We start from the raw sequence: 12,481 nt of genomic DNA, 5'->3' as shown, positions 1-12,481 counted from the left end.
AAATCAAATAAAAACAATAAGATGAATAACCACAAAACAAGAGCGGTTTATTTCCCGCCCTTGCTGACGGTTATTAAATAGAGGGATTGGGTATAACCATCGCGCTTTAGCCGGTAAGCGGCGCATGCTGCTGCAGCCATTGGCGCACGCTGCTGGCCAGCTCGCCGATAGCGTCATCATGCATGCCGTGGTTTCTCAATTCGCGGTCGAGCGCAAACAGATACTGGGCGTTGCTGCCCAGCGGGCCGCTGGCGCTGGCGATCAGCGGCGTCACCACCTGATGGCAGGTATCTTCCTCAAACAGCGGATGCTGCGCGTCCATCACAAACGCCAGCGCGGTGATGCGCCGGCCGCCGTCCAGCGTCAGCTCGCACCAGATCGGCAGGTAACAGCCGGTCACCATTTCGCGTTTCCACAGCAGCGCCAGCTCGTCTTCCAGCTGCGCCTGCGGCAGGCGAAAGGCCAGGCCGCGGGTCTGTCCGCCAGCTTTCAGCGCCAGCATGCGACCAGGCTGGTGCTGGGTGCCGCGCCCGGCGGTCAGGCGCAGGCAGAACGCCCGGTGCCAACCCTGCAGGGTGGCGGGCTGCACTTCTTCCGCTTCAAAAATCGGGTTCCACATCAGCGAGCCGTAGCCAAAGACCCAAACCGGGCCGCGGTCCGGCCGCTGCGCCAGTGTACTCGCCAGCGACGCCGCCCGCTGCTCCGGCGTCAGCAACAGCGTCTCTTCAATGGCACCAAATGCCGTTTTGCAATCTGCCTGCTGCAGAAAATCTCGCGTTAACACCGATCAACCTCCCGGGTAGCAGCGTCGCTGCTTCCCATCACCACTGATTTAAACCTATCACTCTCTGTAGCCTAATACTTCAAGGTACCGGCAGAATCCCGCTGAACTTACTCCGGTAACTGATTCATGCAGCCAACGCGCCTGTCACTTGAAGTATGACGGGTATATACGGAATTTTATTAGTTCACTATTTAACCGCCTAATGATGACACTATTCTTTTCCGCAGCGGCAATCAAGTCTCCGGCGCTTTTTAACCGGCAAAAGTATTTGTACCCAGCAGCAATAATATTTCCCTCTTTGTCAGCCGGACATATAAACCTTATATATTGGCTCACCCCAACCGGAGAAAATAACCACAATATTAGCCGGGAGATAAACCGCGACATTGGCAAACGGTGCGCCTTTAATTGGCAACGATTCTCATTATCAACCGACATGGTATACTGCCGCCACAACGACAACAGGAGAACGCCGTGACTACCGAAGCACCCCGTACCCGCGCCCCCTATTTAATCAGCGTTGCCCGCGTTGAGGACGTAACGCCGCACCTGCGTCGCATCACGTTTTATGCCGACGATTTACAGTACTACCCGGCCAACGCCGCCGCGGCGCATATCAAAGTCTTTCTGCCGCGCGCCGGGCAAAGCCAGCCTGACCTGCCGCGCCTGACGGAAAACGGCCCGGTCTGGGCGGCGGACGCCGTACGCCCGCTGGTGCGCACCTACTCCGTACGCGCCATTCGCCCGGAGCTGCGGGAAATCGACATCGAATTCGCCATGCACGATCATAACGGTCCGGCGGTCAGCTTCGCCCGCCACGCCAAAGCCGGCGACAAAATCGGCATCAGCAACCCCGGCGGGCCAAAACCGATGCTGCCGGACGCCGACTTTTACTGTCTGGCGGGCGATCCCTCATCGCTGCCGGCCATCGCCGCCCTGCTGGAAAACCTGCCGGCGCGCAGCGAAGGACACGCCTTTATCCGCGTCGACAGCAGCGCCGATGCCCTCGATCTGCGCAAGCCGGCCGGTTTTGAACTGAGCTGGATTATCGGCGGCACCGACAAAACCGCGGAGCTGGTCACCCAGTTTTGCGCGCAGCCGCTGCCCGCCGGCCGTACGCACTTCTGGCTGGCCGGCGAGGACCAGCTGGTGGTCACGCTGCGCCGCTACCTGCGTCGTGAACGTCAATGTGAGCGTAATCAGCTTTATGCGGTGCCTTACTGGCGTGAGGGGCTAAATGAAGAGGGTTATCATGAGACGCGCCATGAAATCATGGACAATATTGATTCCTGATCGACGCAAGCTGCGTGTATTCGCGAAGAAATTTGGCATTAACTGATTTTTTTAACGGGTTAATGATAAAAAATCGCTTAGCTGCGTAAAAGTAAGTAAAAAAAACCGCATCCCCTGCGGTTTTTTTGTTACTCTATGTCACATAAAGCAAGTTTTTTCTTGCTCATAACGCCACAACATCACCATTCCCAGGGTGCAATCCAGTCAGCATATCCTATGATTAAGTATCCTCCGCGATACGTGAAATCGTCGGTTATACAGGCGATTAGCGCTCAACCGGGAACCTGCAGTTCGAGAAAGGAGACGTACCATTCATGAAGTCGCAACACGATCCTGGCCGATCTAAATCCCGCCATACCGAATATTCCCTGATTTTCCCTATCGCTGCACTGGTTGTCCTGAACCTGTGGAGCGGCACCAGTAACTTTCCGTTGATCGTCGGCATCAATATTCTTGCGCTGTTCGGTATTCTGAGCAGCGCCTTCAGCGTCGTGCGCCATGCCGACGTGCTGGCCCACCGCCTGGGCGAACCCTACGGCTCGCTGATCCTCAGCCTGTCGGTGGTGATCCTGGAGGTCAGCCTGATCTCCGCACTGATGGCCACCGGCGACGCCGCGCCGGCCCTGATGCGCGACACTCTGTATTCCATCATTATGATCGTCACCGCCGGGCTGGTGGGCGTCGCCCTGCTGCTGGGCGGGCGCAAGTTCGCCACTCAGTACGTCAACCTCGGCGGCATCAAACAGTATCTGATGGCGATTTTCCCGCTGGCGGTGATCGTGCTGGTGCTGCCCAGCGCCCTGCCGGGCGGCAACTTCAGCACCGGTCAGTCACTGCTGGTCGCGATGATTTCCGCCGCCATGTACGGCGTTTTCCTGCTGATTCAGACCAAAACGCACCAAAATCTGTTTGTCTACGAACATGAAGACGACGATGGCGACCCGCACCACGGCAAGCCGTCCTCCCACAGCAGCCTGTGGCACGCCGCCTGGCTGGTGGTGCACCTGGTGGCGGTAATCGCGGTGACCAAATTCAACGCCGGCCCGCTGGAAGGCCTGCTGACCAAAGTGAACGCGCCGGCTCAGTTCACCGGCTTCCTGGTGGCGCTGCTGATCCTGTCGCCGGAAGGCCTGGGCGCCCTGCGCGCGGTGCTGAACAACCAGGTGCAGCGCGCCATGAACCTGTTCTTCGGTTCGGTGCTGGCGACCATTTCCCTGACGGTGCCGGCGGTAACCATTATCGCCACGCTGACCGGCCAGACGCTGATCTTCGGCCTGCAGGCGCCGCATATGGTGGTGATGCTGACGGTGCTGATCCTGTGCCAGATCTCCTTCTCCACCGGCCGCACCAACGTGCTGAACGGCACCGCCCACCTGGCGCTGTTCGCCGCCTATATGCTGACCATCTTCGCCTGATCCGGGCGGCAGCGGCATGAAAAAAGGGCTGAACCTGGGTTCAGCCCTTTTGTTTTCCGCCGGCTACAGGACGCAGAAAATCCCCACGGCGATACCGCCGAACAGCAGCCATTTGATAATGTAATACACCGTTTTATTCCAGGCCTTCAGCCGTTTCCCCACCCGGCGGACGGCGTAAATATACTTGAAGATCTTATTCACGCCGCCGGTACGGTCGCCTTCTTCATTCGGCGCGGTGGCGGCGCTCAGCAGATGGCGTCCCAACCAGTGGTTCACCCGCTGCGTCCAACGGTAGCGCATCGGCCGTTCAATATCGCAGAACAGAATCAGGCGGTTCTGCCCGCTTTGGTTCTCCGCATAGTGCAGATAGGTCTCGTCAAACAGCACGTCCTCGCCGTCGCGCCAGCTGTAGCGTTCACCGTCCACCTCGATAAAGCAGCGATCGTCATTCGGCGTAATCAGCCCCAGATGATAGCGCAGCGAACCGGCATACGGGTCGCGGTGACGCGGCAGGCGGCTGCCGTCCGGCAGTTCGGCAAACATCGCCGCCTTGACCGACGGCAGCGTGCGCAGCAGCGCGGTGGTCTGCGGGCACAGCGTCATTGCCGAAGGATGGCTGTCCTCATACCATTTCAGATAAAAGCGCTTCCAGCCGGTTTTAAAAAAGGAGTTAAATCCCGCATCGTTATAGGTATCGGACGCCTTGATCTGCCGGATCGCCATCAGCTGGCGCCCTTCGTCGCGAATCACCTGCCAGTTGTCGCGCAGCGCCTGTAATTCCGGGAACTGCGCCTGCGGCAGATACGGCGTGGTAGGCACGCGGGAAAAGAGATACATAAAGACGTTCAGCGGCGCGGTGAAGGTCGAATGGTCAGCCAGCTGGCGCCAGAAGCCGTAACGCACCCGACCGCGATAGTGCACATAAACCACGCATAAAATAAACAGAATTAAAACGATATATTTCATTGTTTTTCATCAGGATAATCATACATAGTCATCCCTGAGCCAGGCAGGCGCAGGACCCAGCGCCCCGCCGTGCGGCGGGGGTTACAGCAACCGATCATCAACAGTGTAGAAATGATTTTCTATACAATAAACCACAAAAACTTACACAAAAAGTCAACAAAGCGCAGATAGCATGCCGGCAATAAAAAAGGCCGCAGAGCGGCCTTTTCACACGGGTTTTACGGAAGGTTAACTGTAAGCGTGCAGCGTACGCTGACACAGTGCGGAACGTACGCAGTCCTGTTTATCAAAGCGAATAATGCCGACCATTTCGTCTTCCTCGAAACGCTGCAGCGCATCGTTCAGGCCCGATTCCACCCCGCGCGGCAAGTCGCACTGGGTGATATCGCCGTTGACGATCACCGTCACGTTCTCCCCCAGGCGGGTGAGGAACATTTTCATCTGGCTGGTGGTGACATTCTGCGCTTCGTCCAGAATCACCACCGCGTTTTCAAACGTCCGCCCGCGCATATAGGCAAAAGGCGCAATTTCGACCTTGCCGATTTCCGGCCGCAGACAATATTGCAGGAAGGACGATCCCAGCCGGCGCTGCAGAATGTCATAGACCGGGCGGAAATAAGGGGCAAACTTCTCGGAAATATCCCCCGGCAGGAAGCCGAGATCTTCATCCGCCTGCAGCACCGGACGGGTGACGATAATACGATCCACTTCTTTATGAATCAGCGCTTCCGCCGCTTTCGCCGCGCTGATAAAAGTTTTGCCGCACCCGGCTTCACCGGTGGCAAACACCAACTGTTTATTTTCTATGGCTAACAAATAATGACCCTGAGCCTCGGTTCGCGCCTCGATGGGTGAGCTATCGCGCTTATCCCGCGCCATGCCGATAGACTCAACGCCACCCATTTGCACCAGCGAAGTCACGCTTTCTTCTTCCAGCTGGCGATGACTGCGAGCGTCACGACGAATTACGCGTTTCGCTTCACGACGTGCTTTGATCACTGCTTTCTGTCTTCCCATAGTGGCACCTTACAGTTTGTTTCACCTACCGCAGCGTTATTCACGCGCGATGAATGTTTCACACACGTATTAGGTTCTGGCCTCCTTCAAGCCAATATATACCTCGGCGTTGCGGACGACGTTCCGCAAAACCTGGGGACAAGCCAATGGATAAAGTAAACCTGCGGCTGCGTTATTACGCCGAGATCCACCGGACGAAGAGACGAAATAAACGGAATCAGCGAGTATGGCGTTGCGCGTGACAGTGTAGAAAGTGGTGAGAAAAAGAGAGTCGGAGAGAGAACCCTCGTTACAACGAGAAATCAGGGAGGTGGTGTTATTTTTTCTTTGTAGCCCCAACCAGGACTTTACCATTAGCGATCCCCGCAGTGTTATTTACAGCCTCGGGCTGTGCACCGTGTGAAAACTACCGCCAGATGATTACAGTATAATGACAATGCGCCAGTCTGCGTTGCTTAAATGTAAAAAAATTTATTTTTTTACTTTCCTACGCGCTGCTCGCTTATTTTTTGAACTGGCACATTAATATAGCATGCCGGGCGCGCCGGCATGCCGTTGGTTATTATTCGAACGAATAGGCAACGCTGATGCCGCCGCCCCAATTGCGTCCCGGCGCCGGCTCATAGAAACGTCCGTTGCCCTCATTAACAATCACCGATCCTACGTAATCGCGGTCAAACAGGTTATCAACCCGGCCAAAAACGTTAACCAGCCAGTTGCCCAGCGGATAGCGGTAGCCGCTGTTCAGCCCGACGGTGGTGTAGGACGGCGCCTGGGCGCTGTTGGCGTCATTGACCTGAATATCGCTCATATAGCGCACCTCGGCGCCGGCATACCAGCCCTGCTCCGGCGCCCACGCCAGCGAGGCGTAGCCCATATTGCGGGCGATGCCCGGAATGCGGTTGCCGCGGCCGATAAACTTTTCCGCCGAACAGGCAACGTCGCCGCAAATATCGTCGCGATAGCGCGCGTCCAGCAGCGTCCAGGCCATATTTAACTGCCATGCCTCACCAAACTGCTGATCCAGCGCCAACTCAAGGCCACGACGCCGCGTCTGACCGGCGTTTTTGTAGCTACTGCGCCCATTATTGTTGTCAGCGGTAACAATCTCATTGCGGGTGTCGGTCTGGAACAGCGCCGCGGTCAGCAGCCCGTTGCCGATGCGCGTCTTACTGCCCACTTCCAGCGTATCGCTAACGGCCGGCTGCAGATCGAAGTTCATGCCGGCGCTGCCGTCCGGCCGGTAAGAGAGTTCGTTGATGGTTGGCGTCTCAAAGCCGCGTCCGGCGGCGGCGTAGATGTTCCAGCCATCCGCCAGCGCATAGCGCAGCGCGCCGGCAGGCAGCCACTGATGATAGCGGGCGTTGCCGCTGTCGTCACCGTTGCCGGCGGTAATAAAGTGGTCGTTGGAGTCAAAATTGACGGTGCTGAAGCGCACGCCGGCGTCCAGCGTCAGGCGCGGCGTCAGCTGCCAGGAAGTTTGCAGATACGGGTCAAGGTTCCACATCAGGTTACGCTCGTCACGACGCAGATTGCCCTTCACGCCCAGCTGCTGTTCGCCGTTCACCTCGGCAAAGTTTTCATAGCCCTTGCGCTTTTCCGTCATGGTTTCATAGTTCAGGCCGCCAGTCAGGGTATAGGGCACGGCGGCGATCGCGCCGCGGTGGGTCCAGCGCGTATCGACGCCCTGATAATGGCGCGCCAGCACAATCACACCGCCGGGCTGCTGGGGGCTGCGCTGCTGAACAAATACTGGGATCGACTGATACTGGGTGGTTTCCCGCTCGCCGGCGTACATCATCACGCTCAGATCGTCGCTGTCGCCAAACTGGCGCTGATAGTGCAGGCCGCCCTGGGTCTGCGACACGGTCTTGCGCGTGTTGAACTGTTCGGCGCGCGGCGACTGGCGCGGGTTATCCTGCCACTCCGCCCGCGTCAGACCGCCGGGATCGTCGGCATTGATATCGACGCTGTTAAACAGCAGCGTCAGGGTGCTGGCGTCATCCAGCCGCACGCCCAGTTTAGCGTTGCCCAGATTCTTACGCGCGCCGCTGTGGTCGCGGAAGCCTTCGGTGGTAAAGCGCGTCGCGGACACCGCGTAGTTGACGTCGCCGGCCTGGCTGCCGTCGCCGGTGGCGCCGCTGGCTTTGACGCCGTAACGCCAGGAACCATAGCTGCCGGCGTACATGCCCGCCTCCACGCGGTTCGGCTGACGGCCAGTCTGCGTTTCAACGTTGACCACCCCGCCCGAGGCGTTGCCATACAGCGCGGAAAACGGTCCGCGCAGCACTTCCACTTTATCCGCCGACGCCAGATCGATATTCGAGGTTTGCCCCTGTCCGTCCGGCATGGTAGCCGGAATGCCATCGACATAAATCCGCACGCCGCGCACGCCGTAAGTGGAGCGTGCGCCAAAACCGCGCACCGACAGCTGCAGATCCTGCGCGTAATTCTGGCGGTTTTGCACCTGCAGCCCGGGCACCACGCCAAGGCTCTCCGACAGGTTGATCTGCGGTTTGGCGTCGCGCAGCTGCTCACCGTTAACCACGCTGACCGCCGCCGGCGTACTCAGTTCAGACAGGCCGCTGCGTTTGGCGGTGACCACCACGGTCGCCTCGCCGTCAGCGCCTGGCGCCGCGCCGGCAAGCGCCGGCCATAAAACAGGCAGCAGCACCACCGCAGCGGCGCAGGTATTCCCGGATATAGGTTTCATAAACTTGATGCCGTTAAAAATAGAAGTAAGCCGTAACAATTAGACGCAAGCGGCAATATATACGAATATTGCCGCAAGCAGTGCACAAATCGTCTGGATCCCGCTATTTTCTGCCGACGCCGGCGCCTCAGCACTGATAGCCGCTACCGACGTCAAAATTCAGCACCACGCCCTGCCGCGGGTCGTAAGCCAACTGCAACAGCTGCGGCTTACGATGCTCCTCCAACCGCTGCAGCAGCTGGCGGGAAACCGTCGGCAAAATTTGCTGATTCAGCACGCTGTCGATATGGCGCACGCCGCCCTCCGCCTGCAGACCGACCGACACCAGCGCATCGCTCAGGCTGTCGTCGACCACGCAGCGCAGATCGTAACGCTGCCGCAGCCGCTGCATAATCTGCTGCAGCCTGCTGGCGACAATCCGCCGCAGCGCATCGACGTCCAGCGGACGGTAGATCAGCGCCTGCGCCTGAGCCAGCAGCGCCGGCTGAAAGCGTGCGCGCAGGATCGGCTGCAGCACGGCGTTTAGCTCGGCGTCCGTCGCGTCGGGCTGCGTGTCCAGCTGCTGCAGCAATCGCTCACGCCCCAGATCGCTGCTCATCAGGAACACCGTATGGTGAAAATCAATCAGCCGCCCTTTGCCATCGCGCAGCGAGCCGCGTTCAAACAGCCGGCAGAGCAGCTTCTGCACCTCGCCATGCGCCTTTTCCACCTCTTCCAGCAGCACCACGCTATACGGACGCAGGCGCACCGCTTCGGTTAGTGTCCCCTCCTCTTCCGCCTGCTCACCATGCCCGCCGATCAGATGCTTCACCGCGCACGCTTCCTGATACTCCGCCATATTCAGGGTCAGCAGTGAGGCGTCGTCCGCAAACAGGTTCTCGGCCAACGCCCGCGCGCTCGCCATTTTGCCGACGCCGGCCGGCCCCAGCAGCAAAAATACCCCCAGCGGCCCATTCTCTAGCCGCAACTGCATTGAGGCGGTATACAACCGCTGCGCCAACGCGCCCATCGCCGATTCCTGTCCAATAACCTGCTCGGTCAGGCGCTGCTCAAGCTGCAGCAAACAGCTGCGCTCATTCTTTAACAAACTGCTCAGCGCGATGCCGCGCCAGTCGGCAATAACCGTTGCGACCATGCGGGCGTCCACATCCAGCGACAGCAGAGGAACGGACGCCTGCAGCGCCGCCAATTGCTGCTGCAACGCCGCGCATTCATCGTCGCGCTCCGCCTGTCGGGCGCTCAGCAACCGCCGTGCCAGCTCCCGCTCCTGCTGCAGCTGCTGCTCCAGACTGACCCGCTGCTGCTGCAGCCACTGGCAGCGGTCACAGATATCCGCCAGCCGCGCCGGGTCGACCTCATCACTCTGCGCCTCATCCTGTTCAAGCGCCTGTTGCTCCATCGCCAGCGCCGCCAACTCCGCACGTATCTGCATTAATGGCTCGGGCTCAATTTCCAGGCTCATCCGCACCCGGGCGCTAGCAATATCCAACAGATCCACCGCCTTGTCGGGCAACTGACGGCCGCACAGATAGCGACGCGACAGCACCACCGCCGCCTTCAGCGCCGAGTCCTGGATATAGACGCCGTGGTGCTGGGCATAGCGCTCCTTGAGCGCCCGCAGCATCAGGCAGGCGGTCTCGTCATCCGGTTCATCGACGCAAACCTTCTGCAAGCAGTGCCCCAGCACCGTGTCCCACTCTACATGCTGCTGGTACTCCTGCCGGTTAGCGGTAATAATCAGGCGCAGTTCCCCGCGCATCAGCGCCGGCTTCAATACCTTGAGCACCTCCTCACTGCCGACCGACTCGCCGAGACCCAGCGGCGCGTACGCCTCGTCAAGCAGCAACAGTAGCGGCACCGGTGAACGGCGTATGGCGTCACCCACCTGCAACAGCCGCGCCACAAAAGCGCTACGGTCACTGCTCCCCGCCTGCAGCTGCGCCAAATCCAGCCTGCAGATACGCATATTTTTCAGGCCATCCGGCACATTGCCTTCCACAATACGCTGCGCCAACCCCTCCACCAGCGCACTTTTCCCGACGCCCGGCTCACCAACCAGGATCGGATTATTTTTACGCCGGCGAGAAAGCACATCCACGATCTGCCGCAGCTCGGCGTCACGCCCCAATACCGGATCGAGCTGTCTGGCCTGCGCTTTCGCGGTGATATCCAGGGTGAATTGATCCAACAGCGCTGAGAACTCACATTCCGTCATATCCGTAATCCTGGCAAAAGGTGACTGCATGGACGAAAAACCGCAGATCTGATCATCGCCCGCCGGCTCCTCCGGCCAAGGCGGCGCACACTTCAGCGGCATATCATCCAGACTCAACAGCGTCCCGGCAGCCGTCCGCATGCCGTCGGGGCTCAAGTGACTCAGCCAATAGGCTAAATGCGTTGTCATAATGTTCTTCCTTGTTTGCTGACGCCGGCCAGACCCCCTTACCAGCGCGTTTTGTTCGCGTAAATCCCATTCCATGGGGTACTCTCTGTATGGTTAAGCGGCGCTTCCCGCGGCTTAACCCAAGACATCGCAGGCCGAACGGTTGCCTGACCCGATAGGCCCAGCGTCTGCGGTCTGAAGTTTTGCGTGGGTAGGAGACATGAAGAGTAACAGCGGCCCAACGCCTGCTCGACGCCGTACACTCGGCCGCACGCGGCGCCCTGGCGAACAGAAAGCCATCCTGAGATAAAGCGGATGCATCAAGCCAATCACCTCTGGCAATAAACCGTACAACATGGGCGTATTTCCCCAATTCTGTATCTGATAAACTCGTCAGCCTGAGTGCAAACTGACTTATTACGCCAAAACGGCGCTCGCCCAAATACATTATTTATTTTTGCACGCCGGTGATAGCACCGATAAAGCTTTCATAAAAATTATGAATATCGGAAAATTGTTTCAGCCCGCGCGCAGAAGACAATTCAGACAAATACCTATAGACACAAGTTTAAAAAGCTATGACATATGAAAGGAATTGAAAATATGTAAGCAAGTATTTCACAACCGCCATTTTAACCGCAGGCATCAGTATTCTGATTATTAAGAATTTTCCCACACGGCAGCAGGCAGGGCGCATGGTGACAGGCGCCAAGAGCTTGTGTCAAGGTGGTAATAAACATTAACGGGCGCAGAAAAAAATGCCGAATGAGAACATTCCCATTTTTCCACCAGCCATCATTATGCGTTTTTATTGCCAGCTGAAAACTAAAAAAAACATTATATATTCCCTCACAAAATACACGAATTATATAAATCCGTTTTTTCTATAATTATGGCTAATACGCATTATCGATAATGCGTTAATAATTTATTGGCGCTACAAAAAACAGGAGGTTCGCCACGCCACTGATTGCCAACCAGGGGCCAAACGCTTGCGGCTGCGGTGTGCCGTCTTTATTCCAGCTACGCCGTAACAGCATATACGCCAGGCCGCCGCCTGCCGCCAGCAGCAGCAGGTTTGGCAGGCTTTGCCAGCCGCACCAGGCGCCCAGCGCCGCCGTCAGTTTAAAGTCGCCATAGCCCAGCGCCTCTTTGCCGCTGCCAAGCCTGAACAGCCAAAACAGCGCCCACAGCCCGACATAGCCGGCAACAGCGCCGATAACCGCCTGATCCAGCGGTACAAACCAGCCGTTCAGGTTGCACAGCAGGCCCAGCCACAGCAGAGGCAGCGTCAACGCATCCGGCAGCAGCATGGTGTTGAAATCAACCAGTGCCAGCGTTAACACCAGCGAGCAAAACAGCAGCAGCGCCAACAGCGGCAACCCCGGCGGCAGCCGCATCCCCGCCAGCAGAAATAGCAGCGCCAGCGCCGCCGACGGGTAGCGGTTCGCCGGCGCACGCGTAAACAGCGCCTGCCATTTTGTTGCATCCCCATCCGTCGCCGGCAGGTTCAGCTGCCGCTGCGCGGCGCGACGCCAGCGGCGCTCCAGCAGCGGCGGCAGCTGCAGCGCCACGCGGTGAAGCAGGCTGCCGACGGACCACCCCGCCAGCATCAGTAACCCTAGCCAACATGCCGGGTAGGCATCGACCAGGCGCATCAAGGCGTTCATCTGTTATCTCCCGTCAATCATCCTGCCTGCCATGCTGCCGCATTTTCCCCGCCGCCGGTACGGAGACAACTCAGCTCAGGCGCATCTTTTGCGGCAAATATCCTAGCCCCGACGCTGACGCCGGCCACACAATAGTGATTAATCAGGTAAACTGGTAGTTCAACGCAGCGCTGCGTGCCCGGTATCTGCAGCGCATTGTTAACCGACCGCGGCCGGGCCTGCGCCCCGCCGGATCAATAT

General features: G+C 58.4%; 8 protein-coding genes. 2 read left to right on the top strand and 6 right to left on the bottom strand.

Annotated features, from left to right (window positions below):
• Positions 1-106 precede the first annotated feature (106 nt).
• Positions 107-784 (bottom strand): gamma-glutamylcyclotransferase, encoded by a 678-nt coding sequence (locus tag D781_RS08345; RefSeq protein ID WP_015671873.1) that lies wholly within the window; start codon positions 782-784, stop codon positions 107-109.
• 474 nt (positions 785-1,258) lie between these two features.
• On the opposite strand from D781_RS08345, the gene D781_RS08340 reads away from it, so the two are divergent.
• Together D781_RS08340 and chaA are read left to right on the top strand one after the other, a co-directional pair.
• Complete coding sequence (locus D781_RS08340; protein WP_015671872.1) at positions 1,259-2,077, top strand: siderophore-interacting protein; 819 nt, start codon at positions 1,259-1,261, stop codon at positions 2,075-2,077.
• A 314-nt stretch (positions 2,078-2,391) separates the two neighbouring features.
• A complete protein-coding gene (chaA, locus tag D781_RS08335; RefSeq protein WP_015671871.1) occupies positions 2,392-3,492 on the top strand; it encodes a sodium-potassium/proton antiporter ChaA in 1,101 nt (366 codons plus the stop codon).
• Between the two features lie 63 nt (positions 3,493-3,555).
• Here the strand turns inward: chaA and lpxO are convergent, their stop codons facing one another.
• The 5 genes from lpxO to D781_RS08310 form a co-directional block, all read right to left on the bottom strand.
• Entirely contained in the window at positions 3,556-4,458 is a 903-nt protein-coding gene (lpxO, locus tag D781_RS08330; RefSeq protein ID WP_015671870.1) for a lipid A hydroxylase LpxO, read from the bottom strand.
• A 228-nt stretch (positions 4,459-4,686) separates the two neighbouring features.
• Positions 4,687-5,475: a phosphate starvation-inducible protein PhoH gene (gene phoH / locus D781_RS08325; RefSeq protein WP_015671869.1), complete on the bottom strand. Its 789-nt coding sequence runs from the start codon at positions 5,473-5,475 to the stop codon at positions 4,687-4,689.
• A 562-nt stretch (positions 5,476-6,037) separates the two neighbouring features.
• Positions 6,038-8,188 (bottom strand): TonB-dependent receptor PqqU, encoded by a 2,151-nt coding sequence (pqqU, locus tag D781_RS08320; RefSeq protein WP_015671868.1) that lies wholly within the window; start codon positions 8,186-8,188, stop codon positions 6,038-6,040.
• 127 nt (positions 8,189-8,315) lie between these two features.
• The gene (locus D781_RS08315; RefSeq protein ID WP_015671867.1) at positions 8,316-10,592 is read right to left on the bottom strand and encodes an AAA family ATPase; all 2,277 of its coding nucleotides are present in this window, start codon (positions 10,590-10,592) and stop codon (positions 8,316-8,318) included.
• An 899-nt stretch (positions 10,593-11,491) separates the two neighbouring features.
• A complete protein-coding gene (locus D781_RS08310) occupies positions 11,492-12,241 on the bottom strand; it encodes an A24 family peptidase (RefSeq protein ID WP_015671866.1) in 750 nt (249 codons plus the stop codon).
• Between the last annotated feature and the right edge of the window lie 240 nt (positions 12,242-12,481).

The organism is Serratia sp. FGI94 (assembly GCF_000330865.1).
GTDB classification, from domain to species: domain Bacteria; phylum Pseudomonadota; class Gammaproteobacteria; order Enterobacterales; family Enterobacteriaceae; genus Serratia_B; species Serratia_B rubidaea.
Note: the sequence above shows the minus strand (reverse complement) of the source record. Positions and strands in the feature narration are given on the sequence as shown.